The sequence below is a fragment of the Leptospira ryugenii genome (genome assembly GCF_003114855.1).
Classification (GTDB): domain Bacteria; phylum Spirochaetota; class Leptospiria; order Leptospirales; family Leptospiraceae; genus Leptospira_A; species Leptospira_A ryugenii.
Genome location: NZ_BFBB01000009.1, coordinates 199,513 through 224,747, shown reverse-complemented (window position 1 = coordinate 224,747; position 25,235 = coordinate 199,513). Strand labels below are relative to the sequence as shown.

Below are 25,235 nucleotides of genomic sequence, written 5' to 3'. Positions count from 1 at the left end.
GTTTTGGAGTAGAATGCAATTTAAATTTGAAGACTCCTTATTCTAAGGAGTCCATATCCATCGAGGTGCTTGGGTAAGAAGAGAGGGTATCCATTCTATGGTAGTTATTGCCAGACCTAGCTTTGCTTTTTGCAATCTGTTCAGCATATTCTACCGTGTATCGGGTCCACGGAATGGCCTTCAAACGGGCGACTGGGATCTTTTTGCCTGTGCCTTCGCAAATCCCATAAGAGCCATTTTCGATCTTTTCCAGAGCATATTCGATCTCTTTCAAAGTTTCGATTTCATTTTCTGTCAAAACAGAACTCAAGGCTTCAAAATTCAACTCAGACGCAATGTCAGCAATGTCGCCCATTTCCTTTAGGCCAGAAGGAGAGCTCGTGTCTTCCCATTGGTTCAATTTAATGAGGAGAGACTCCTTTTTCTCTTGGAGAAGCTCTTTCACTTCCTCAATGAACTTTTTGTCTACACCCTTCTCTACTGACTTTGCTGCTTGTTTTGCCATTTCTGATTAGACTTTGGATTCCTTATGGTCTGTATGCTTTTGGCAAAATTTACAGTATTTTTTCGTAACTAATTTTTCCGACTTTGTCTTCTTGTTTTTAGTTTGAAAATACGTGGATCGACCAGGAGTCTCGCAGGTAGTGCACGATAATTTTATGACTTCTCTCATAATGAATGCCATTACGGGAGAAGGTAGAAAATCGTCAAGAATCAATGCCTTCTTTTTCCGTCGAATTTCGCCATATGGCCGCAAGAAAGCTTCCAAGCAAGGAATGGGTCAAACTGGACAGAGCACTCGGGATCGCCGTTTGTGGATCCAAAAAATGTGCCTTTGCGAGAACCGCCCCCAAACCAGAGTTTTGCATTCCTACTTCGATAGAGACAGTCCTTAGGATGGATGCATCGCGATAGAAGAGTAAGGAGACGAGATACCCGAGTAAAAACCCTCCGGCATGCAGTATAAAAACAGCGAGAAAGATACTCATATCCGCATTTAGGATGTGGTTTTTCCCTTGGGAGATAATGGATGAGACGATCAGGGATACCAAGAGTACGGAAACCAAAGCAGATCCTTTGCTTAGGCTCTGTGAAAAAAGCGGGAAGTAACGCCTCAAAAGGATACCCAATAGTACGGGAACCAAGATTACCTGCAAAGTAGTCAAAAATAATGGATAAGGATCAACATCCAAACGACTTCCAATCAAAAGTGTTGCCAAAGTAGGTGTTATGACAATGGCAAGAAAGGTAGATATCGAAGTTAAAGTCACACTGAGTGGTAAATTTCCTTTTGCAAGAAAGGTGATCACATTCGATGCGGTTCCACCTGGACAAACCGAAACCAAAATTAAACCAATGGCAAATGGTTCTGGCAGAGAAAGGATTTGGCTCAAACAATAGCCTAACATAGGCATGATGGTAAATTGTAAAATAGTCCCGAGAAGAATTGGACCTGGCAAAGTTAATACTCGTTTAAAATCTTGGAATGTTAGACTGAGTCCCATCCCAAGCATGATGCCCCCTAAACTATATGTAATCCAAGCTCCTTGGAACCATTGAAAGGCTGTCGGGTATATAAACGCAAGCGCAGTAAAGGTCAAGAGCACAAAGGGAAATCCATTGACAATCTTTTCCAACATAGACCTTATCTAGCACCGTACTCGCGAAGTGCCCTTTCCAAGCGTTCAATGTGTTCCTCTGTTACTGGAATATGAGGTGCAATTCTCAATCTACCGAGACGAACAACAGTAAAAATCTTTTTTGTTTTTAGAAACAGTTGCAGTTCTTCTGGACGGAATTCTTCACCATTTTTTCTCCCTCGAATTGCGATGATACCAGTCGAGTGGTTTGGAAAAAAATCTGAATCCAAAAGATAACCCAATCCTCGCAACATGGTTTGGAGTTGATTGGAAATATCATAAATTCTTTCGTAAACCTTTGGGTAGGTAATTTGGTTTAGCATGTGTAAAGAAGCTAAAAAATATACCCAATCATTAAAATTGGCAGTACTATGTTCAAACTGATCTGCAGCAGCTTTTCTTTCTTTGCGATAAGGTAAATACTGCGAGTCATTTTTCACACTCCCTGCACCTTTAAAAATAAGTTCAAAATTTTCACTCAAGGAATCGGAAACATACACTATACCAAGACCCAAGGGACCCAATAACCATTTCCAGGCAGCAAACACGGCAAATTCTACATTCCACTCTGAAAGTTTGGAAACTTGGTGTCCTACACTTTGGGAGCCATCAATCACTAGACGAACATTGAATTTTTTACATAGCCTAGCAACGTCTTCCATCAAAATCGGCATACCAGTGCACCAGTGGACTGGGGAAATGGAAAGTAAGGAAACTCTACCCGATTTAAACTCAATTTCCAATAGATTTGAAAATTCTTCTGGCGTTGTCCCTAGCTGAACAAATGTTAAATCAACACCCTTGCTTTGCCAATGCTCCCAAGGATATACATTACTAGGATATTCATTTTCCAATACGAGAATGCGCGAGCCTTTCGGAAGGTTGATACTATGGGAGTAGAGATTCATCCCTTCAGAAGTATTGTGAACCAAGCCAATTTGGTGAGCCTCGCAACCCAAGATAGGTGCTAGTAGGGTTCTAATTTCTGCCTTTACCTTTGCCTCTGTGAAATTTGGAGCATAGATTCCGAATTTTGAATACTCTTCAAAAAAATCATCCATGACCTTTCTTGCATAAGAAGAAATGGGTGAAATCCCACAAAAATTAAACCAAATTGAATCTGACTGGATGGGATAGAGTGAGCGAACCTCTTCCCAACTGGGATTTTGCACAAATGGACGACGGAGGCTTTCTAAAAGGGACATTGATGTAGAGAAATATCTGAAGCGACAGATGGGAAAAGTAAAAAAAAATGGATGAGGTATGATATCGTCAGAGGTTCATCTTTCCCAAGAAGCCCTAAGCCATAACCTACGATTGTATCGGAAATTATTAGGACCAGAGACAAAGATCACAGCAGTGGTCAAATCAAACGCCTACGGGCATGGTCTTTTGCCCATAGCGGAAATGGCACTGGAGGCAGGTGCTGATTTATTGGGAGTGAATGCCCTAGAAGAAGCTATCCTACTACGAAACCATTTCCCGAATGCTATTGTCCTCATCATGGGGAGCATCCCGATGTTGACAGAACGATCTCATCTTTTAGCAGATGAACGGTATTGGGTGATGGTTTCAGAAATTGCAGAGATAGAAGCGCTCTGCCAGTTGAACCCTAGACCAAAAATTCATTTGAAGTTGAACACAGGCATGTCCCGTTTAGGACAGTCTGAACCCAATTGGGAATCCTTCGCCTCGGAACTGAAAAAGAGATCTCTCTTGTTAGATGGCATCGCGACCCATTTTGCAAGCACTGAAGATTTTACAGAACATTCTTTTTCCATGCGGCAGCTAACTAAATTCCAGAACGGAATCTCAATATTTGCAAAATACGGATATACAAATCTCCTGAGGCATTGTGCTTCTTCTGCCTCTGCTATGTTGTTTCCAGAGGCCAGGATGGACATGATCCGTTTGGGCATTTCTATGTATGGGCTATGGCCAAGCCTCGAAACAAAATTATCCCTGTCAATGATGGGGAAAGACATTGGAATGTTACAACCTGTACTGACTTGGAAAACTAGAATCCAACATATACAAGACTTAAAGGCAGGTGAGTTTGTAGGGTACGGCTCTACATTCAAAACCACCTATCCCACAAAACTTGCTGTTCTACCCGTTGGTTACTATGAAGGATTGGACCGAAAATTGTCGAACAATGGCTATGTACTCATCAAAGGTGAACGTGCTCGTATCCTAGGTAGAATCTGCATGAATATGACAATGGTCGAAATCACTCATATCCCAAATGTACATATTGGTGACGAAGTCATAGTCATAGGAAAATCACAGGATGAATCAGTCAGCGCAGATGACCATGCAACATGGTCGGGTACAATCAACTATGAAGTTGTTACGTCAATTTTAGACCAATTCCCTCGCATTAAAACCAAATGAGGTAACACAGGTGTCAGAGATTAGAAAAAGTTTCGAATGGAAAAACCACAGACTCACGTATTCGAGCTATCCAAGTTCAAATCCAAAATCAAAAGAAAAAATAGTTTTGATCGGTGGGTGGTGTTCTGCAGCAGGTTACTGGGGGCTCAACATCCCATTTTTCCAAAAATGGGGGGAGGTCATTGAACTAGACTTAGTTGGTCATTACCCAGCAGAAATCTTAGACCAATCGCAAAAATTAACTCTTATGGAATTTTTGGAAACCCAAGCCGAGGCAGTTTGGGCCGCCGCTGGAACGAGCCAGATTACTTTAGTAGGCCATTCTACAGGTGGGATGGCAGTTCTTGCGCTTTCTGCCTTGTATCCAACGAGGATCAAACAAAGCATTTCGATAGCACCTTACATACATGGACCTGTTCGTGGGCCTTTGAAATTAGGTGTTTTGGGTTTGAGAACAAACCTAGGAGGGATCTTTGATTTTGGCTTTAAAGTAGGTCGAAATTTTCCGAACGCCCTACAGATGGGATTCTCTTACGGAGTATATGACTCAAGTGAATTCCATGACCGTGAGGATATAAAGTCATTTCTGGAGATTTATCAAAAACAATTTGATAAAATAGAGCCGAGGAATATGCTTCTAGTCTTAGAAATGTTAGACCGAGCTGATATTCGTCCCTTGGTGTTCGGGAATGAAGTCCCCATTTTACTTCTTAGAGGAGATGAAGATCCAGTCGTGCCCGGGAAGGACATAGAGGAAGTTGAGCGTTCTACCCCCAATATCCAAGCGGTTCACTTTGCTGAATGCGGACACTTTGTCCACATGGAAAAAATCGAATTGGCTGAGAAGGTGATGTCTGATTTTTTAAGTGCCAAAAAACAGACAAAACGTACGAAAGGCTAAGACCTGTTCGTTTAGAATCGCCTGTGGTGTAAGGCTGGGAATTGTTTACGTTTCTCTCGGAGCATTTCCAAATTCAATTCTGCCAGAACTATTCCAGGTTCCTGGTTAGCCTTTGCCAAGAGATCTCCCCAAGGACCAATGATCAAAGAGTTGCCATAGGTTCGCCTTCTTCCCTGTGGATCGTGGACTCCAGTTTGGCCTGGTGCGATTACGTACATTAGATTTTCAATGGCACGTGCTCTGAGAAGTACCTCCCAATGAGCTTCGCCTGTAGGAACAGTGAAGGCAGCGGGTAAAAAACAAATCTCGCATCCCTCTTTGGACAGCTCGCGGAATAGTTCTGGGAACCGAATATCATAGCATATTCCCGATGAGATGTCTCCCAATTCTGTTTTTGCTATCTTTGGTATTTGTTTGCCACTTTCTGTGGAACGAGACTCTCCATAACGAATCCCATCTCCTACTTCGGCATCAAATAAGTGTGCTTTGTGGTAGGTAAAAAGAGGCTCACCATTTGGACCATAGAGGATGGCAGTGTTGAAAACCTTTCCATTGCCCGCATCGGTAGGAAATCCACCACCCAAGAGAAAGATGCCCAATTCTTTGGAAGTTTCCTCCAAAAACGATTTTGTTTGCTCCTCAATTTCTCCGATCATATTCTTCTTTTCGTCCTCATGGCCCATAAACGAAAAATTTTCAGGAAGACCAATGAGTTTGGCACCTTCCTTAACCGCTTTTTCGATCCAATTTCTACACGTAGTTAGGTTATTGGATATCCTTGCCGTACTCGTTACTTGTATTGCTGCAGCTTTAAATAGATTCGTCATAAAAAAAAAGTCCTATAATTCGAATGCTTGCCAACCATTGTCCCAAAAGAGGATTTCTATGGACCACAACTCTGAAAAAATTTCACATATCCTTGAGGCCTTGCCTTATTTAATCAAATACTCTGGAAAGACCATTGTCATCAAATATGGTGGTGCGGCAATGGTCCAAGAAGAGCTCCGTGGTTCTTTCGCTGAGGACATAGTTTTATTAAAATACTTAGGCATCAACCCTGTTGTTGTGCACGGTGGTGGTCCTGAAATCAACCAATTGATCCAATCCCTCAATCTTAACACCCAATTCATCCGAGGGCATAGGGTCACAGACGAACCAACCATGGAAGTCGTTGAAATGGTCCTTACTGGGAAAGTGAACAAACAGATTGTATCTTTGATCCAGGAGAAAGGCGGAAGGCCTGTTGGCCTATCTGGCAAGGACGGTGGTCTAGCCATAGCCGAGAAGTATCTAATGGAATTTGAGGATGATACAGGCCATAAACAAACTTTGGATTTAGGCCTCGTGGGCCAAGTCACAGAAGTGAACCCTCAAATCTTATATACCTTACAAGCGGAAGGATTCATACCCATCATATCGCCTGTAGCAGCTTCTAAAGATGGTAAAACCTTAAATATCAACGCAGACACAATGGCTGGTGCCATCGCTTCAGCCCTTAAGGCAGAGAAACTCATCTTACTTACTGACACTCCAGGCATACTCATCAAAGGCCAACTTGCCACAGGGCTCAACAAACAAATCATAGACGGCTATATCAAATCGGGCGATATCAGTGGCGGAATGATTCCCAAAGTGGAATGTTGCCTGGAAGCATTAAAAGGTGGAGTGAAAAGAACCCATATCATTGATGGCAGAGTAGCCCATTCTGTACTAATTGAGGTCTTGACAAACCAGGGAATTGGAAGTCTAATCGAATAATTCCCTATGCCCACAAAACAGCTCACTTTAAATCTAATATCGGACATCACCAGTCGGATCAATTCGACTGAAGATTTGGATACTCTGCTTAGCGAAATCATGGGTATCACACGAGATGTATTGGATACTGAGGGTTCTTCGCTTTTATTGTACGACAAAGAAAAGGACTTACTCGTTTTTAATACGACTAGCGGGCTTAAAGAAGACTCTCTTTCTCAACTTACTGTCCCAAGAGGCAAAGGCATAGCCGGTATGGTTCTCGACACATTGCAACCTGAAATTGTAAATGATGCGGAGAATGATTCACGCATTTACAAAGACATTGATAAAAAAGTTGGTTACCATACTCGAAATCTAATTTGTGTCCCGATGATCACGCAGAATGAAGTGCAAGGTGTTCTAGAAGCTGTAAACACAAACGACACGCGGAGTTTTAATCAGACTGACCTTAAAATTCTAAAGTATCTTTCCAATCTTGCTGCCATTGCCGTTCGAAATCGAATCCTTATCGACCAGCTAAACTTGAGAGCCAATGAATTGAATTGCCTCTACCAAATTTCGCAGGCACTCTCAAACATACAAAATTCGGAAGAATTTATGGATCTTGCCGTAAAAACTATTTCAGAAGTCTTACAAGTCGATCGCGTATCGTTGAACTTTGAAAGATTAGAACAGAAAGGTCTACCCAGATCAAAATCAAAAGGCTTCTCAGATGTCTTCTATGATGATGAGGTTCAGTCAATTCTCTATACGGATAAAGATGAGTGGATCTATAAAGGATATAAAATTGTCCATTCCAATTCAGCACATGGTCTTACACTCACTCATAAAGGGATATTCCAACATAGCCTAATCCTTTTGCCGATTTTAAAAAATAAACAATGGCTTGGTTCTCTTGTCGTTTCAGATAAAACTTCTCGTACAAAGTTTGATGAGATGGACATCAAAATTTTACGGACTTTATCAAATCAAGTCGGTGAGGCTTATAATGCACTCCAAGTTAAAATACAAAGTGAACGATTAAAAAACATAGACCGGGATATGCAAACGGCAGCAATGATCCAAAAACATTCTTTGCCTATTATCCCAAAACATTATTCTCTTCTTGAATTTGATACCTATTACCAGGCATCCAGAGAGATTGGTGGGGACTTTTATGATATGGTCATTCACGGAAAAGATGAGGTATCCGTCATCATTGCGGATGTATCAGGCAAAGGAACACCAGCTGCATTGTTTATGGAACTATCGAAAACTATCCTCTCCCAAGAGGTTGCGAAAACTACTTCTACAAGCGAAGCGCTACAAAAAACAAATGAAATCATCCAAGACAAATCTGGATTTTTAATGTTTGTTACAGCAATGCTTGCACGGATCAATATGTCCAAAAAAGAAATTACCTATTCGTCTGCCGGTCACAATATGCAGTTGATGTATAGAAAGAAACACCATAAAATCCAACACCTTTCGGGCAAAGGCCAACCGATGGGCATTAGCAATTGCGAATTTTCAGAACATATTGTTTCTTACCAACCAGGTGATCTTTTAGTGCTTTATACAGACGGGGTAACAGAAGCCATGAATACACGAGAAGAGTTATTTGGTGAAGAGCGTCTTGAATCCGCAGTGCTAGCCCACATCAATGACCCTCCCGAAGTGATCCGTAAGGCAATTTTACAAAAAGTTGGCGAGTTCATTGGTGATGCAGAACCGCACGATGATATCTCTCTTTTCATCGTACGTCTCAATTAATGTTCACGATTCAGCAATCATTCTGTTAGGTTGCCCTGTAGAAGCAAGCAATGCTCTCCAAAGTGTGCTTCTCTCTGGTTTTAAGACCTTACGCTCGGCAATGGCCAATTGGATTGGCATGACGGTGAATACATTGTTCCAAATTCCGACAACGCAGGAGGTCCTACCAGCAAACGCTGCATGAACAGCATTTTGCGCCAAAAAACCACAGAAAACAGAATCTTCTGCATTGGCAGGAACGGAACGGATGATATAACTTGGATCAATGTATTTGAGATTGATATTGAGATTCTCTTTTTTGAAATACTCGGAGATCCGATCTTTCATAAAGATTCCGATATCAGCCAAACGTTTGTTACCTGACTGATCTTTTTCTCCTTTGTCTTCGAAATACTTCTGACCTGCACCTTCCGCTACAATGATGACAGAATGGCCTCTTTTTTTGATTCTATCCTTTAAGACCTCCAAAAAAGCACCTTTCCCTTCTAGATCAAAATCAGACTCCGGAATCAAAACAAAGTTTACATTCTTTGAGGCAAGAGCGGCATTTACGGCAATAAATCCGGAGTGCCGGCCCATTAGTTTCACGAGACCTATTCCATTAGGAGCACCTTTTGCCTCTTCATGTGCACAATTGACCGCTTCTACCGCCTTACTAAACGCAGTCGAAAATCCAAAAGTTTTTTGTACATAGTTGATATCATTGTCTATCGTTTTCGGGATTCCAACGATTGCGATGTCTTCTTTTCTCCTTTTTACTTCTTCATGGATAGCCTGTGCGCCTCGAAGAGTCCCATCGCCTCCAATGCAAAAGAGCATCTTTACACCATACAAACAAAGTGTATCAACCATATCGTTAATGGCTTGGTTCCCTCGAGAGGAACCTAAAATCGATCCGCCAAAATTCATAATGTGTGCTACTTTATCAGGCGTTAACTCTATTGGACGGTGGCCGGATTTTTTTACAAGCCCCTCATATCCAAAAGGGAAACCCAATATACGGGGAACTTTATATCGATAGTGAAGTTCCATTACGAGTGCCCGAATTACGTCATTAATGCCTGGGCAAAGGCCCCCACAAGTCACAATCCCGGCTGTCACATCAGCGGGGTTAAAGTAAATGTTTTGGCGCGGGCCTGCCTGCTCAAAGAAGATAGGATTTTTCTGGATGGTGGCCAGAGCATCCTGAGAACCCGAAAAGATGGTTTGGAAGAGCACCACCGAGTTCTCTTCTGTCCAATTCTCATATCCTGCAGGGTTTTCAAACTGGCAGGTTCCAAAATTCTCTACAACTGTGTCTTGATGGTCCATTTCGGCGATTGAATCTAAAAAAATCCTTCCAGGAAAGCAAATTTCATTGCTTTTCTAGGAATTTTATAGAGATTCTCCGTAGGTATGTGGCTCAGGGTTCCCAGTTTTCTCTTACTTTTTCTATTTTCAACCCTAGCTATCTTTCCACAAGGTCTGCCCTACTTTTCTAGCTATTCTGTTGCAGATAGCAAAACAAGTCTCTATGAAGCAAGCCACCTTCAAACCAGTGGTTTAGGACCATCACTTTCCATTCCGTACACCTTCCCAAATCAATTCGACTTGAATCTGCCAAACAACTCAAGTGCCAAGTCGATCGCTCTTCCTTGGGACGCACAATCCCAGGTGCAAGTTTTTTCGCAAGTCGTGCCGTTCACTCAATCGTTTTTGCCTAGAAATCCAGAGGGTGAATTCGACCAAACCCGACCAGGACTCTTTCGAAATCTCTCAGTTCACAACACAAATGTAACATATGTTAACTATCGCAGAGGGGTCAGTTTTGACATGAGCCTAAGCGTGGGCCTCAGCTTGAACCATGGTGGTTTGACCTATATGGACGTAGCGGAGAGCAAGTTCCGTGTCAGCTATCGCTTAAATCGAAATATCTTCTCCTTTTTGAAAAATTCGAAATGGGAGATATTCTTACAATTATCTGAAATGCATCGTTTTGACAATGAAGCTATCTCACGGTCTTTGAACACTGCACTCAGGATGCAAGAACCTTCTAGGTCTAATTTCGTAGGCCGCCAAATCTATGTAAGTCCAGGAATCAGCATTTCAAATAGCAATTTGATCTTTGAAGGTATGGTAAAGGTACCGATCAATGCGCGGGAAGCAAATCGAACTCTAGATGATTTATGGTCTCCGGAAGTGCAAGGAAATCTTGGTTTAAAGTATCTTTTCCCAGTTCGCTCAAGCCGCTAAAGCTTAGCCTTGTTTCTGTTTGGCTTTCGCTAAGTAGACATCTTGTTTTAGGATTTTTTCCTTTCCTCTACCTACTTGTAAGCTTTCCTCACCATTACCAGTATCCCAGAGCAATTTCACTTCCTCGACAGGACAGTTATTCTCTCCACATTTGACCTCATATACCTTTATCAAAGTATTGCTAGGAAGTGAGAGGTATTCTTGGAGCCAGAGGGATAGTTTCGTATGGAAACTAAATCCCTCTTCGATTCGTTTGGCTTCTATGAATGCCCAATCATGCCCATGCATAGGCTATACGACGGCTGGCCTTCGGTTTGGATCGTAATTCAAATAGGGAGAGAGCCACTTTTCAACTTCTTCTTTTGCCATTTGTTTACGGCTTGAATAGGATATAACCTGATCCTCGTTGATCTTTCCTATCGCGAAGTATTTTGCCTCAGGATGGGAGAAATAATACCCGCTGACAGAACTCGCTGGCCACATCGCACAATTTTCTGTTAGTTGGATACCAGTTCGCTTCTCCACTTCCAATAGCTTCCATAAGATTCGTTTCTCAGTGTGGTCTGGACAAGCCGGGTAACCTGGTGCTGGTCGGATGCCTCTATACTTTTCTCTTATGAGATCCTCTGGAGTGAGATTTTCATCTTTCCCAAACCCCCACTCATCCCGAATCCATTTATGCATATATTCAGCAAAGGCCTCCGCTAAACGATCTGCCAATGCTTTGACCATAATTCCAGAATAATCGTCATTGTTTGCTTCATACTCTTTGGCTAAGGCTTCAATCCCATGTCCGGCTGTAACGGCAAAAAAGCCCATATAGTCGGTCTTTCTATATTCCTTGGGGGCTATGTAATCTGCTAAACTTACGTTTGGTTGCCCAGGGAGACGAGTGATCTGTTGTCGCAACATAGTAAATTGTGCTAATCGATTTTGTTTTGCTTCGTCTGCAAAGACTTCAATATCCTCACCAATAGAATGCGCAGGGAACATGCCCACGACTGCCCTTGGCTGTAAATCTGGACGATTCGCAAGCATATCCAATAGTCGGGTACCATCTTCGAAAAGTTTTTTTGCCTCTACCCCATACACTGGATCTTTAAAAATATTTGGATACCTGCCTTTCAATTCCCATGCCAGGAAAAATGGGGACCAATCGATAAATGGAATTAAATCCTTTATGGAAACATCGGTAATATCTTTGATCCCAGTGAAACTTGGTTTAGGTGGAGTGTATTCCTCCCAGTCGATCTTGGCTCTGTTATCAATTGCATCTTCTATATTGAGTAAATTTCTTTCGCGCTCTCTAGCATAAAACTCTTCTCGAATCCTTGCTTGGTCTTTTTTTATCTCCTCGATATAAGAAGTACTTTCTTGCGGATTTAAAACAGAATTCATTACGTTCACAACTCTAGATGCGTCCAAAACATGTATCACTGGTTGCGAATACTGCTCTGAAATTTTAACAGCTGTATGGGCAGGAGAGGTAGTAGCACCACCAATCAAGAGAGGGATTTGGAAGCCTTGTCTTTCCATCTCTTTGGCAACATGCACCATTTCGTCAAGAGAAGGTGTAATAAGACCAGAGAGACCGATTGCTTTGACATTCTCTCTTTTTGCTGTTTCTAGAATTTTCTCAGCTGGAACCATCACGCCCAAATCAATCACTTCATAATTGTTACAGGCAAGTACCACACCGACTATATTTTTACCAATGTCATGTACATCACCTTTTACGGTTGCGATGAGAAATTTATCTTGGCTGGACTGAACTTTGGATGCTTTTTTCTCTTCTTCCATAAAGGGAAGTAAATAGGCAACCGCCTTCTTCATCACTCTGGCACTCTTTACCACTTGCGGCAAAAACATCTTTCCGGCCCCGAACAATTCACCAACGACTTTCATTCCGTTCATAAGTGGACCCTCTATCACTTCTAAGGGTTTTGCATATTTGGTTCGCGCTTCCTCGGTATCCACATTTACAAATTCATCAATGCCTTTCACAAGTGCATGGGATAATCTCTCTTCGACAGGTAAAGATCTCCAAAGATCATCTTTCTTTTGTACTTTTGCCTCACCGTGAAAACTTGCAGCAGCATCAATCAATCTCTCCGTTGCATCTGGTCTACGGTTTAATAGAACATCCTCAATCAATTCTAAGAGGTCTTTTGGAATCTGTTCATAGACTTCCAACATCCCTGCATTGACGATCGCCATATCCATACCAGCTTTGATCGCATGGTACAAAAATGCAGAGTGCATTGCCTCCCTGACTGGATTATTTCCACGGAAAGAGAAAGAAATATTACTTAAACCACCTGAAACCTTTGCACCAGGACAAATCTTCTTGATTTCTGCAGTAGCTTCGATGAAATCCACAGCGTAATTGTTATGTTCTTCGATGCCCGTCGCGACAGTAAGTATGTTAGGATCAAAAATAATATCATGCGGATCAAAATCAAGTTTTGCAATCAGTAGATCATAGGCGCGTTTACAAATCCGCACTTTGTCCTCTTTGGTAGCTGCTTGCCCAGCTTCATCAAAGGCCATTACGATGACGGCCCCTCCAAATCTTTGAATGGTCCTTGCATGTTTTAGGAAAACCTCTTCACCTTCCTTCAAGGAAATCGAGTTTACAATGGGTTTTCCTTGTATGCACTTGAGTCCTGCTTCGAGAACAGACCATTTTGACGAGTCAATCATAAAAGGAACGCGAGCAATCTCGGGTTCACCGGCGATTAAATTTAGAAATTTTGTCATGGATCCTTCGCCATCTAACAAAGCTTCGTCAAAATTGATGTCTATTATATTCGCACCAGCCTGGACTTGTTGAAGTGCCACTTGTACCGCCTCTTCAAAATTTCCATCTAAGATCAACTTTTTGAACTTGGGAGATCCTGTTACATTGGTTCTCTCACCAACATTGATAAAACCTTGCGTAGGTGTTAGATGCAGTGGTTCTAGTCCCGCATAAGAGCTGAAGCGTGGTTTTTCAGTGAGTTTTCTCGGAGAAAGAGAACGAACGGCTTCGCTGGCCCTTTGGATATGATCTGGCGTTGTTCCACAACAACCGCCAACAATATTTAAAAAACCGGACTTTGCAAAGTCTTCAATCCAGTTCGCAAATTCAAGCGGTGTTTGGTCATAGCCTCCAAAGGCATTTGGCAAACCAGCATTTGGGTAACAGGAAACATAACAATCTGATACACGAGCAATTTCTGCAATGTAAGGGCGCATTTCTCCGGCACCCAAGGCACAGTTGATTCCTACTGCAAGTGGCTTTGCGTGTTTAATCGAGATATAGAATGCTTCTCCAGTTTGACCTGATAAAGTCCTTCCAGAAGAATCTGTGATCGTAACAGAGAGAATGACTGGAATGCGAATATTTCTCTCTTCAAACACTTGATCTATTGCATAGATACAAGCTTTCAAGTTGAGTGTATCGATGTTTGTTTCGGGGAGGAGAATATCAACTCCGCCATCAATGAGAGCAGAAACCTGCTCATAAAAACAAGCAACCAATTCGTCAAAAGTGACAGCTCGGAATGCTGGGTTGTTCACATCCGGCGAGAGAGAGGCAGTCTTTACAGTAGGACCGATGGAACCAGCTATAAAACAATCGGTTTTACCTGTTTTTTCTTTATACTTTTGAACTGCATTTTTTGCACAACGAACGGCCGCTAAATTGAGCTCCCGAACATAGGATTCCATTTTGTAATCGGCCTGAGAAATCGAATTAGAACTAAATGTATTGGTTTCAATGATATCCGCACCAGCTTCTAAATATTGCAGGTGCACAGATTCAATAATATCAGGCTGGGTTATCGCCAGCATGTCGTTATTTCCTTTCAAGGAAAGGGACCAATCCTTAAACTTTTCACCTCGAAAGTCATCTTCATCTAAAGAGTGGCGCTGGATCATAGTGCCCATCGCACCGTCCAGGATTAAGATTCTTTCTTCTATTAGCTTTAAGAGTTTCTTAGCGGAGGGATTGGTATATTCAAATTTCATAATTATCTTTTCAGTGAAAAGCCACAGCATTTATTCGCTGTGGCTGATTGTCTATTTACTTGAATCGGCGCACTTTGGTCCCTTTAGGGGTGCCTTCGTAGAGACGATTACTGGGTATTTGGTAGCTTCTTTTGCGTTGACTTCAATTGAAGCCTTGTGCTTTTCCGGGACATCATAGTCTGGGAAAATTGCATCAATTGGACATTCATATTGGCAAGCATTGCAATCGATACAAGTATCTGGATCAATGTACAAAGTGTCCTCTGCTTCATGGAATGCCTCAACTGGACAAACGGCTGCACAGCTTGTATATTTACAATCTACGCAAATTTCGGTAACTACATATGCCATTCAATTCTCCTTGCACAGGCCATACATGAGTATGGCCCATTTTTTAGTATCTGTAGTGTTCTGGTTTGAACGGGCCTTCAACTGGAACAGCAATGTAATCAGCTTGCTTTTGTGTGAGTTTAGTCAATCTGACACCCAACTGCTCCAAATGGAGAGCGGCTACCTTTTCATCTAGTTTTTTTGGTAAACGATAGACGCCGATTTCGTATTTGTTGTTAAACAATTCAATTTGCGCCAATACTTGGTTCGTAAAAGAGGCGGACATTACGAACGACGGGTGGCCAGTTGCACAACCTAAGTTTACCAAACGACCCTCTGCTAGAACAATAATGGACTTCCCGTTTGAGAAAGTATATTTATCCACTTGAGGTTTGATTTCTTTTTTAGTGATACCTTTTTCAGCATTCAATCGTGACATTTGAATTTCTGTATCAAAATGACCAATGTTACAAAGGATAGCACCATCTTTCATACTCTTCATATGCTCAAGAGTGATAATGTCATCATTTCCCGTCGCAGTTACAACAATATCAGCATTTTCGATGATATCTTCTACTCGAAGCACTTGGTAACCTTCCATCGCAGCTTGCAATGCACAAATCGGATCAATTTCAGTCACGATAACTCGTGCTCCGAAGTTTCTCAATGAGGCAGCTGAACCTTTTCCAACATCACCAAAACCGCAAACAAGTGCGACTTTACCTGCCAACATAACATCTGTTGCGCGTTTGATACCATCTGCAAGAGACTCACGACATCCATAAAGATTATCAAACTTTGATTTTGTGACTGAGTCGTTCACATTGATAGCTGGGATTTTAAGTTCACCATTTTTGAATTTCTTCAATAATCCGATCACGCCTGTAGTTGTTTCTTCCGATACTCCTCGAATGTCTTTCAACAAGTCTGGATATTTTTCATGTACGAAATGTGTCAGGTCATGACCATCGTCTAAAATCATATTTGGGCCTAAGCCGTTTTCAAAGAAAAGAGTTTGTTCAATACACCACCAGTACTCTTCCTCTGTTTCCCCTTTCCAAGCGAATACAGGGATACCTGCTTTTGCAATTGCCGCTGCTGCATGGTCTTGGGTTGAAAAGATATTGCAGGAAGACCAGCGGATTTCGGCTCCTAACTCAATCAAGGTTTCAATCAATACGGCAGTCTGGATTGTCATGTGGAGTGATCCGGCAATTCTTGCACCTTTCAAGGGCTTTGCCTTTCCAAATTCTGCACGAACCGCCATCAAACCTGGCATTTCTTTCTCAGCGAGGATGATTTCCTCTCTTCCCCATTCAGCAAGAGATATATCTTTTACTTTGTATGGAAGTCTTTCCGATTTTGTACTAGTTGCTTGGGACATTTTGTCCTCCCCTTTTCTTTGCTTTAATAGTTAAAATTTTAAAAATAGATTCTGTTTTGATACTCTCGGTAAATTCTACACTGAACCCGGAATTTGTGAGCCAAGATTCCAAAAGTTCTGGTTCAAAGCCGAGCCAAAGATCCGCAAAATTATCTCTCATCATTTCTTGGTTATGTTTTTCTAAATCGACAATACACAAAATTCCATCGGGTTTTAGGATACGGTGAACTTCATCTAAAACAGCTGGAGGATGTGAGATATGGTGTAAGACCATACTTGAGACCACAGCATCCACTGAGGCATCCGGCATAGGAATAGACTCCAATTGAGCTTGGACAAATTGCACATTTTGGTTATTTCCAATGAGAGATTGCGCTTCTTCTATCATATTGGCAGAAGAATCAACACCTAACAACTGCTTTGCTTTTGGTAAAAGATATGGTATGAGGCCACCTGGTCCACAACCCAAATCTACAATGGTAGACAGCTGATTGGGAAGTTGTTCCAAAATCCAAGATCTGTAGAGCTTAGGATGGAGAACCTCCCCCTGGAGGGATTCCCAATCCTTTGCGATGCGGTCAAAGAAACCCTTGGACTTACGCTCTCTTTGCTCTAAAATTTGGTGCACCATGCGCAAGTCCCTCTGCCAAAAAGGTAGGTCCTCGCGGTAAGAAAGGAGTAAGGAGGAAAGCTCTTGGTAGTACCGAAAGGATTCCTGCTCTAAGAGAGAGACGTCCGGGAGATAAGAATACACCAAGGATCCCTCTCGCCTGGAGCGGATCACTTTGGCCTCGGTGAGTATTTTGAGGTGGCGCGATACTCTAGATTGCCCCATTCCTAGGATTTCAACGACCTCATTCACGGAAAAGGCACCTAGACTCAAAATATGTAGGATCCGCAGGCGCGTTTCATCGGAGACGGCCTTTAATGCATCTAAAATCCCTTTGGAACGAGGGGAGACACTGATTTCGGAACCTACCACTGGATTCATCTAAATATCAAGATTTCTTGATATTTAGATCCCGCAAGCGATTTTTGGGTCAAATTTGAAAGAAATTGATCTTCTTGCGTAAATTTTCAGCCAAATACGCGATCCCAGTCGAGGAGGCAGTCATTTCTTCTAGACCAGCGGCATTGGATTGGGTGAGGTCATTGATATTAAAGATGGCCTGGGCCACCTCACCAATCGCCGATTTCTGCTCTTCTAAGGAAACTCGGATCATCCGCGAGATTTCATTCAATTCATCCACTTCCTGGACTACCTTTGTATTCCTTTCCAACTGTCTTTGAGAGCTCGCTTGTATGGATTCTGTGACTTGTTGAAAAGAAGACACTCCCTGGATAATATTCTGGATGAGTTGGATCGTTGACTCTATGATCTCTGTCCCTTTGTTGATCTCATCATTATTTGCATCGATGAGTTCACTAATGTCCTTGATCGATGCTGCCGTTTTGATCGCCAGTTTTCCAATCTCATCCGCAACTACGGCAAATCCTCTCCCGTATGTCCCAGCTCTTGCGGCTTCTATGGCGGCATTCAATGCAAGTAAATTGATCTGCTCGGATATGGTATTGATGATTTCGATCACACTGCCAATCTGCTCCGAACTCTCTCCTATCTTGGAGATGGAGTTCTGCATCCGATCCAATGATGTTTGTCCAGATTTTGCTTCCTCAGTGATTCGAGTGAATTCTACCGTGGCTTTGTCTACTTCCGTACCTGTCAGTTTGATTTCCGAAGAAAGGTCCTGCATTTGTGCCTTTAAGAAATCTGCTTTTTTGACTTGGGATTGGGCTTGTGAATCAACAGATTCAACGGCTGCGGATATCTCTTCTATGGAAGCCGATATCTCTTCCGCTGCCGCAGCCTGAGTTTGTGAATTCGCTGATAGACTATTTAGCGAAACTGACATCTGTTCTGCGGCGGCAGCCATATCGTCTGAAATTGATTGGTTGGAGGCAACCACTTCTTTCACTTGTCGCAGGGATTTATTCAATCCCATGGTCAGTTTTCCAAATTCATCGGAAGAGACCAACTTCGAATAATTTCTAAGGTCTCCATTCCCCATTTTCTGGAGCACAGTTTCCACTTCTTTGATGGAAGAAAATCGAATGTAAAACAATATAAAGACTACTAGTGCAACAAGCAGAGCGCCACCTAAACTGAGATACATGAGATCATCAAGGGAATCATAACTTGCCTCCTCTATCTCGGCTAAATTGATCGTTGTAAAGAAATGATACCCCGTTTTAGGATTGGTCTTTTTTCGGAGTAGAAAGGTTGAGCCTTCCCATTTATTTTCAAAGGCCTTGAGCTCACCTGCTTCTTCTAAAAGTTTTGCAAATTCAGTGCCTTCGAATTCTTTTAAGATGTAGGATTCATTCGGATGCCAGACCATTTGGAGTTTTTGGTCCAAGAGAAAGGAATAACCCGTTTTCCCGATTTTGATTTTTTTCAGGAGAGCAGATAAAGCATCCCCAATCCGAATGGGGAAACCAATGATACCAACGATCTTGCCATCTACTTTAAAAGGGCTAGTGACTAGGATGATGATCTTCCCGTTGGTAGGGTATTTTTCTGCAATACCAAAATAAGTCTCTCCTTTGAGAGCATGATCCAGATTCTCCTGAAAACTCGCATGGGTTTTCATTTTATAGCCCAATGCCTTACCGTCACCCTTTCCGGAAGCAACAATAGGATAACCTTCCTCCATAGAAGTTATAAAAGCATTTTCCAAAAAGAGGGAGCTATTATCGAATAACTTTTGCAAGATGGGCGTAAATTGACCGTATTGCTTCTTTGTAAAGGCTAGCTGTAAATCTTCTCGATCAGCAATTTCTTTCATAGCAGACTCTACACCTTCGAAAATCACTGACAAGGAGGCTTCATTGCTGATGCTGAAATTGTATAACTGATTTGAATAAGAATCTCGCAAAGAAGAAGAGTTGATGCGAAAGGATAACATCATAAAAACATCACACATCATTATGATAAGCATAATGATAGTGACAGGGATAGTGATACTCAACCTTCGATAAAAGGGTTTATGCGCTTCATCCAACTCAGATGGGAATGCATTTTCCTGAAGAAGTTTATGAATAACTCCTTCCATAAAAATATAGGAGAGTAGAGTATTTAGGAGAGCTAAAAAGATGAAGGTATTTTCTAGGTAAAAACTTTGTGTCCGCGAAGCATCCGGATGCATCCAAACAGGTATAATCACAATAAAAGATGCGATCAACCACTGTAAGGCGCCCATAACTGAGGTGAGGATAGGAAGTTTGGTTACATGGTTCCAAATCTTTGTGTAATCTTCTTTTGATATGGACTCTCCCTTTTCTTGGGCTAAGAGATAGTCTTTGATGGGTTTTGTGAGTCTCGGCATCACATAGAGGGGTAAAATTTGTACGAAGAGAGCACCGGAGCCAACTGCTAGAAAAAAAACTCTGAGTAAATCTCCAGTTGGTTTGATGAGAAAATAAATAAATACGATACCAATAGGAACCACAACCCCCATAGAAAACCCGATGGAGACTGACATCATCTGTCGAAAGAAACGATTGTAGAGATTCATTAATCTTGACCTACAGGTCAATTTAGACCAAGATCAAGAGAATAGCAAGATTAAAAGGAAGCTCTCACTCCTAGATTTGCTGAGTACAAATCTTTTCCACCATAGATTCCTTCAACGATGATTTTCAATAGATAGATATCAAATTCGAGACCTGCAATTCCATAGGCTAGATTCTTTTTGGACTGGCTAGAGCCTCCGAGTGTCAGGCCCAAAGTCCCAGAAGGACCTGATTGGAGGATAGCAGGATCTATCTGCGATTGGTATTCTCGAGGGATTTCGATTGCAGAGATAGCAGAAGTTTGGACAACAAGAGGACCTCTTCGGGATACACTTAGATCACTATCTCCAGTATTCCAACTGTACCCACCGCCAAGAATCACATTGATGACCCAAAAAACCCCTACACCAGTTCTGATGTCAACATTTGTGGTACGCACCTTAGTGTTGTAGTTAAAAACTGTATCACCACCCCACTTTGCCTTAACTCCATTTGATTCTATAGTAGCAGCTTTTCCTTCTAAATATTTGAAATCGAAATCCTGCTCCATCACATGGTGGCCAGCACCAATATTGAAACCATCCCAAGTGATCACATTCCCTAGAAAGCCATACTTTTCGATGACTTGGAAACGAATCATTCCACCATAATTTTTGATGGTAATCCTTCCCTCATAGTTTTTGTTATTTGAGGCACCTTGCAATTGTTTATTGGGAACTACTGCGTCCATACCATGTAAAAAAATGGCAAATCGTCGAGTCCAATGCCGGCTATCAAAGCCTAAGATCCAACCTGGGTTAAAATCGATATTGACATTCGGAACTACGGAACCTCCCACATTCGGAAGTTTAGGGAGCTTAAAACCAGGCTCTTCTATGATGATGTCATCCTTTTTGTAACCAGCGGCCGAAACACTTGCACCCACTTGGAGGCGACGAACGGTTCCCGTACCAATGTTATTTGAACCTAAATTTGCGAGAAAGCCAGCCTCTGTGTTGGTTTTGAGAACTTCATTCAAGTAGTCGGTTTGCAAACGAAGATAGGAAGAGTTCAAACTGCTCGTAATGTCTCTTGGCAAAAATCCACAAGCCGTGCCTTCGCAAGTGAATTGTGCGGAAAGGGCTCCCTGCATTGAGAGATACAAAACTGCTGAGAGAAGCCACTTGTACTGTTTGTTCATAGCCTTGCCTTAATGATCCTAATCATCCAACAAATGAATGGTATGATTCTCTCTTTTATCTATCGGCATTGCTAATTTTTTTTTGGCTGATTAAAAATACACCTGAAAGTACGAAAAGAGTGCCAATTATATGTAAAAAAGTAATACTTTCGCCCAAAAACCAATAGGCAAGGAACAAAGTTGACATAGGTCCGACTGACCCGATGATGGCCGCTGTTTTCGAACCCACTCGTTTGATTCCTAATGAGACAAAAACGGCCGGGACAACCGTATTGAGAGTACCAAGTAACAATGCGAGGGCATAGAATTCCTTTGGCTGGTAGAGCTCGGCATAGCTTCCGACTAGAGCAAAATGAAAAAACACCACGAGAGAAGAGATGGCCAAGGCATAGGCTGTGAATCGCTCTGCCCCAATCCTCGGTATGATCTTTCCACTACCCATTAGATAAATGGAATAGGTCAGTGCGGAAAGAAGGATAAAGAATGCTCCAAGGCTTACATCCTTTGCTTTGCCAAATTGTAGGTCCTGGCTATAAGCAATGCCTACTCCAGTATACGTGAGAAGAAGGGAAATCCATTCCTTCTTTTGGATTCTATGCCCGTAGACAAAAAAGGAGAGAACCACAACTAAGGTTGGGTAGATAAATAAAATGATCCTCTCTAAACCAGCGGAAATGTACTGCAATCCAATAAAATCAAATAGGCTTGCAAGATAGTAACCGACAATCCCCATCAAAATAATATGAATCCAGTCATTACCTTGGATTCTTTTGGCATCTGGTTTTTTTTCTTCTCTGTAAGCTATCCACACCAAAAACGGGAAGGCAAAGACCATTCGAAAAAAAAGGGATGTCAAGGCACCTAACGGATATTTATAGGTGAGTTTTACAACAACTGCCTTAGCGGAAAATAAAATCGCACCTGTTAGGACAAGGGCTACACCTTGCCAGTCTCTATCCTTGGAGGAACTATTTTCTTCCATAAGACCATATTGGAAAGGAAAGGGTTCTCCGATATTCTTTAATGTGAGATGGATTCTGGCATTTGTTTTTTTAATCGTATCACTCTATCCAACACTGGGAGCAGAAAAGGAGGAAGAGATATCGAAGCCTCTGCTACGAGTGTGGCCTGCCTTTCGTCCAGAAGAGTGTGAGGATTGGGCCATCCTTCCTTTTATCTGCAAACGATGTTTGTGGGAAGGCAAACAATACGCCCAAAAGATTTATTTTTTTGAATCTGGTCCCTATCGTGAACATGGATGTTACTCAGAACCTAAAGGCTATGAAAAGATGGGAGAGAGACAATGACCTTCCGCATTGGGAAGGCCTTTTCTTAAGTCTATTTTTTAACGCAAGCCATAATGCCTGTGATGCCAGGTGCATTCTTCAAGCAGTTTGGATCGAATTTTCCTTCCATACACTGGTCTACCATTTTTGCCTTACCTTGTTGAAGGCCTGCTAAAAGTGGAGCGGCTTGTGGATTCTTTTTTGCTTCCTCTTCAATAGCAACAAATGCAGAAGAAAGAGCCGCATCGCATTCTTCTTGAGAGTAGGCTTTTGATTTACAGTTTCCGATGGCCAAGCCCAAAAAGAGAGCTAGAACGAGTGTTTTTTTCATGAAAAACTCCGCGATTTATGATTTCTTGTAAGTATCTGTTTGGGAAAGTGTTTTGAAAAGAAAAAAATGATCCACCACATCGCGATTGGAACAGAGAGTTTGGACAGAATGGCGGAGTTTTACCAAAAGATTCCAGGTTGCGAAGAGAAAGTGGAGAAATATGAAGAAAAATCAGGAACCCTTCGTTCTGTTTGGTTCAGATTTGGTAGCACAATCTTGATGTTAGAATCTGGTCCTAAGCAGGCTACAAAAGCTCTCGTTTTCCTTCTGGCAAAAGAGAATGCAAGCCTTTGGAGAGAGTTTTTTATAAAAATACCAAAGGAACAGACAACAGAATTTAGCATTTACTTTTCAGACCCTGATGGGAATCGATTGGGTTGTAGTGCCTATCCAAATGCGTGGAAAGACCTAATCAATGAGGAATTAAACCAATAAACGGGCATTAGGAGAAGGAAGATCTTTCCAAGCGACTGCAATGCCCAATGGAGACCACCCGATTGGAACTTGGAAAGACTGCGACTGGTCGGTTATGCAACAAGCTTGGCGTTTATTGCCCAGCCACCTCGCGGGTCAAATTTCTTTTGTCGTAACAACTACTATCCAAATGGACCACCTCCTTTGCTTATACCTTAGCTACCCTTTTCTAGTACTCTACAGAATCAGTGTCAAGAAAACATTTGGCAAAATTGAAAAATAAGTAAGCTTTTACCATAATGAGCCTTCCCCATTCCGAGCTAAATGCGTCGATTTTGTACAGAGTCCAAATTTTAGACCCCATCCAACATTATTACCAAGTAGAGCTTGTCCAAAACTCCGAAAAAGAAACTTTAACCTTCGTTATGCCCTCATGGACTCCTGGCTCTTATATGATTAGAGATTATTCCACGCATTTACACAAATTTAGTGCTTTTGATGGAAGGAATGATACCGAACTCTTTTGGGAACAAATCGGTTTGCATACTTGGAAAGTTCCGAATCCATCGGGAGTCATAAAACTTAAATACATCATCTATGCATTTGAAGATTTTACAGTCAGGACAAACCACCTAGAAAGCCAATTTGGTTTCATCAATCCGTGTGCCTTTTTTTTATATGAAGAATCATCCTTACAGCTCCCTAGTATTGTGCAGTTTGAAACCAATTCTTTCTTTTCTAAAATCTATAGTTCCTTACCTAGAACCAATGAGGAAATGGTCTTCTTTTCTCGCCATTATGATGAACTGTTTGACTCTCCCTTCCACCTAACAAATGAAAATTCCCTGAATTTTCAGTTTGAAGGTAACCATTATGAGCTTTTGGTAGAGGGAGATGTTTCCTTCGAATTCAAAGAAAAGCTTCTGGAGGACATCAAACGGATCGTCTATACAGAGAATGATTGGATGAATGACCACCCCAATCCCTATTATCTTTTTATTGTCAATCTCTCCCAGTCCACTTATGGAGGACTGGAACATAGTGCCTGTAGTGTGAACTACTTTCCACCTGAACATATAGACGAAGAAGGCGAATACAAAAAGTTATTAGAATTACTTGCTCACGAATATTTCCATCTCTGGAATGTAAAACGAATTCGCCCCATTGCCCTCGGACCATTCGATTACCAAATACCAAACCTAACTCGTGAATTATGGATCGCAGAGGGAATTACTAGTTTTTGCGATATCTACTTTCTTTTGTTAACAGGACACATAACAAAGAATGAATACTTTGAGCGATTGGCGGAAGACATAGCCTCTTTGGAGGAAACATCCGCAGAAGATTGGATGAGTTTAGAAGAGTCATCCTTTACGGCCTGGACAAAGTACTACAAAAGAAATTCAAATAGCCAAAACATTACGGTTTCCTATTACCTAAAAGGTGCCCTACTTGCATTTTGTATGAATGCATTCTTACTTTACAATACTGAAGGACAGAAATCCATCCAAGATGTGATGCGGTCTATTTACCAGGAATATGCAATTAAAAAGAATCGAGGCATCACCAAACAAGATTTTTTCGATGCAGTCCAAACAGAAACAGGCCTTAACCTAAAAACAGAATTTGACCAACATCTCATTGCGAGAAGAAAACTGCCAGTTTCCGACTATCTATACTTAATGGGCTTAGAATTTCTGAAAGAGGATCCTATCTCAGACCTTGGATTTAAAACCAAAGAAAAGGCTGGAAATGTTTTTGTAAGTAAAATATACCAACGTTCGCTCCAACAAACAACTTCATTCCAAATTGAGGACGAAATCATAGCTGTGAACGGTAGGCGTGTAAACCGTAATCTTTTTGAAAAAATGGAAAAAAAATTCCGTCCAAATGAAAAGGTATTATTCACAATTGCAAGAAATGGGAAGCTTCTAGAGATTTTAACCGAAACCCAAAAAACATTTAAAACAAAAAAGATAGTTCCCTTACAGACCATGAGCGACTTACAGAGAAAAATACAAAATCAGTTCTTACTGGAGATTGGATAAA

At 41.7% G+C, this 25,235-nt stretch carries 23 protein-coding genes; 8 read left to right on the top strand and 15 right to left on the bottom strand.

Annotated elements, in window-relative coordinates; all coding sequences use genetic code 11:
* Window positions 1-37: 37 nt before the first annotated feature.
* From DI060_RS18040 to DI060_RS18025, 4 genes are read right to left on the bottom strand one after another with little or no spacing between them, the layout of a single operon-like run.
* On the bottom strand, window positions 38-505 hold the full coding sequence (locus DI060_RS18040; RefSeq protein WP_108978384.1) for a TraR/DksA family transcriptional regulator: 468 nt from the start codon (window positions 503-505) through the stop codon (window positions 38-40).
* Between the two features lie 6 nt (window positions 506-511).
* Complete coding sequence (gene rpmG / locus DI060_RS18035) at window positions 512-673, bottom strand: 50S ribosomal protein L33 (RefSeq protein ID WP_108978451.1); 162 nt, start codon at window positions 671-673, stop codon at window positions 512-514.
* A 34-nt stretch (window positions 674-707) separates the two neighbouring features.
* Window positions 708-1,640, bottom strand: a complete 933-nt coding sequence (locus DI060_RS18030; RefSeq protein WP_108978383.1) for a bile acid:sodium symporter family protein — start codon at window positions 1,638-1,640, stop codon at window positions 708-710.
* 5 nt (window positions 1,641-1,645) lie between these two features.
* Window positions 1,646-2,845, bottom strand: a complete 1,200-nt coding sequence (locus DI060_RS18025; protein WP_108978382.1) for an aminotransferase class V-fold PLP-dependent enzyme — start codon at window positions 2,843-2,845, stop codon at window positions 1,646-1,648.
* A gap of 58 nt (window positions 2,846-2,903) precedes the next feature.
* Between DI060_RS18025 and alr the strand changes: the two genes are divergently transcribed.
* Window positions 2,904-4,034 carry an alanine racemase gene (gene alr / locus DI060_RS18020; RefSeq protein WP_108978381.1) on the top strand — a complete coding sequence of 377 codons (1,131 nt, stop codon included), beginning with the start codon at window positions 2,904-2,906 and terminating at the stop codon, window positions 4,032-4,034.
* A 10-nt stretch (window positions 4,035-4,044) separates the two neighbouring features.
* Entirely contained in the window at window positions 4,045-4,935 is an 891-nt protein-coding gene (locus DI060_RS18015) for an alpha/beta fold hydrolase (protein ID WP_108978380.1), read from the top strand.
* An 11-nt stretch (window positions 4,936-4,946) separates the two neighbouring features.
* Here the strand turns inward: DI060_RS18015 and DI060_RS18010 are convergent, their stop codons facing one another.
* Window positions 4,947-5,762: a carbon-nitrogen hydrolase family protein gene (locus tag DI060_RS18010; protein WP_108978379.1), complete on the bottom strand. Its 816-nt coding sequence runs from the start codon at window positions 5,760-5,762 to the stop codon at window positions 4,947-4,949.
* A gap of 58 nt (window positions 5,763-5,820) precedes the next feature.
* On the opposite strand from DI060_RS18010, the gene argB reads away from it, so the two are divergent.
* On the top strand, window positions 5,821-6,693 hold the full coding sequence (gene argB / locus DI060_RS18005) for an acetylglutamate kinase (protein ID WP_108978378.1): 873 nt from the start codon (window positions 5,821-5,823) through the stop codon (window positions 6,691-6,693).
* Between the two features lie 6 nt (window positions 6,694-6,699).
* Complete coding sequence (locus tag DI060_RS18000) at window positions 6,700-8,445, top strand: SpoIIE family protein phosphatase (protein WP_108978377.1); 1,746 nt, start codon at window positions 6,700-6,702, stop codon at window positions 8,443-8,445.
* A 3-nt stretch (window positions 8,446-8,448) separates the two neighbouring features.
* Here the strand turns inward: DI060_RS18000 and DI060_RS17995 are convergent, their stop codons facing one another.
* Entirely contained in the window at window positions 8,449-9,756 is a 1,308-nt protein-coding gene (locus DI060_RS17995; RefSeq protein WP_108978376.1) for an ATP-dependent 6-phosphofructokinase, read from the bottom strand.
* Window positions 9,757-9,840: 84 nt separating this feature from the next.
* Here DI060_RS17995 and DI060_RS17990 point away from each other — a divergent pair, with 84 nt between their 5' ends.
* Window positions 9,841-10,677, top strand: a complete 837-nt coding sequence (locus tag DI060_RS17990; RefSeq protein ID WP_108978375.1) for a hypothetical protein — start codon at window positions 9,841-9,843, stop codon at window positions 10,675-10,677.
* A gap of 3 nt (window positions 10,678-10,680) precedes the next feature.
* Here DI060_RS17990 and DI060_RS17985 read toward each other — a convergent pair whose 3' ends face one another.
* Genes DI060_RS17985 through DI060_RS17950 form a run of 8 tightly spaced genes read right to left on the bottom strand, consistent with a single transcriptional unit; the run spans window position 10,681 to window position 22,137 of the window.
* Complete coding sequence (locus tag DI060_RS17985; protein ID WP_108978374.1) at window positions 10,681-10,965, bottom strand: hypothetical protein; 285 nt, start codon at window positions 10,963-10,965, stop codon at window positions 10,681-10,683.
* Window positions 10,966-10,968: 3 nt separating this feature from the next.
* A complete protein-coding gene (gene metH / locus DI060_RS17980) occupies window positions 10,969-14,688 on the bottom strand; it encodes a methionine synthase (RefSeq protein WP_108978373.1) in 3,720 nt (1,239 codons plus the stop codon).
* A 51-nt stretch (window positions 14,689-14,739) separates the two neighbouring features.
* A complete protein-coding gene (locus tag DI060_RS17975; protein ID WP_108978372.1) occupies window positions 14,740-15,039 on the bottom strand; it encodes an indolepyruvate ferredoxin oxidoreductase subunit alpha in 300 nt (99 codons plus the stop codon).
* Between the two features lie 43 nt (window positions 15,040-15,082).
* Window positions 15,083-16,402 (bottom strand): adenosylhomocysteinase, encoded by a 1,320-nt coding sequence (ahcY, locus tag DI060_RS17970; RefSeq protein WP_108978371.1) that lies wholly within the window; start codon window positions 16,400-16,402, stop codon window positions 15,083-15,085.
* Window positions 16,386-17,393 (bottom strand): ArsR/SmtB family transcription factor, encoded by a 1,008-nt coding sequence (locus DI060_RS17965; RefSeq protein WP_108978370.1) that lies wholly within the window; start codon window positions 17,391-17,393, stop codon window positions 16,386-16,388. The genes ahcY and DI060_RS17965 overlap by 17 nt, the downstream gene beginning before the upstream one ends.
* 49 nt (window positions 17,394-17,442) lie before the next feature.
* Window positions 17,443-19,977, bottom strand: coding sequence for a methyl-accepting chemotaxis protein (locus tag DI060_RS17960; RefSeq protein ID WP_108978369.1), 2,535 nt, complete (start codon window positions 19,975-19,977; stop codon window positions 17,443-17,445).
* Between the two features lie 50 nt (window positions 19,978-20,027).
* Complete coding sequence (locus tag DI060_RS17955) at window positions 20,028-21,155, bottom strand: Lsa36 family surface (lipo)protein (RefSeq protein WP_108978368.1); 1,128 nt, start codon at window positions 21,153-21,155, stop codon at window positions 20,028-20,030.
* A 55-nt stretch (window positions 21,156-21,210) separates the two neighbouring features.
* Window positions 21,211-22,137 carry a DMT family transporter gene (locus DI060_RS17950; protein ID WP_108978367.1) on the bottom strand — a complete coding sequence of 309 codons (927 nt, stop codon included), beginning with the start codon at window positions 22,135-22,137 and terminating at the stop codon, window positions 21,211-21,213.
* Between the two features lie 52 nt (window positions 22,138-22,189).
* Between DI060_RS17950 and DI060_RS17945 the strand changes: the two genes are divergently transcribed.
* Window positions 22,190-22,462 carry a hypothetical protein gene (locus DI060_RS17945; protein WP_244594503.1) on the top strand — a complete coding sequence of 91 codons (273 nt, stop codon included), beginning with the start codon at window positions 22,190-22,192 and terminating at the stop codon, window positions 22,460-22,462.
* Window positions 22,463-22,493: 31 nt separating this feature from the next.
* On the opposite strand, the gene DI060_RS17940 is transcribed toward DI060_RS17945, so the two are convergent.
* On the bottom strand, window positions 22,494-22,772 hold the full coding sequence (locus DI060_RS17940) for a TIGR04454 family lipoprotein (protein WP_108978366.1): 279 nt from the start codon (window positions 22,770-22,772) through the stop codon (window positions 22,494-22,496).
* Window positions 22,773-22,838: 66 nt separating this feature from the next.
* On the opposite strand from DI060_RS17940, the gene DI060_RS17935 reads away from it, so the two are divergent.
* Both DI060_RS17935 and DI060_RS17925 read left to right on the top strand, forming a co-directional pair.
* On the top strand, window positions 22,839-23,207 hold the full coding sequence (locus tag DI060_RS17935; RefSeq protein WP_108978365.1) for a VOC family protein: 369 nt from the start codon (window positions 22,839-22,841) through the stop codon (window positions 23,205-23,207).
* 278 nt (window positions 23,208-23,485) lie between these two features.
* Window positions 23,486-25,234, top strand: a complete 1,749-nt coding sequence (locus tag DI060_RS17925; RefSeq protein WP_108978363.1) for a M61 family metallopeptidase — start codon at window positions 23,486-23,488, stop codon at window positions 25,232-25,234.
* Window position 25,235 lies beyond the last annotated feature (1 nt).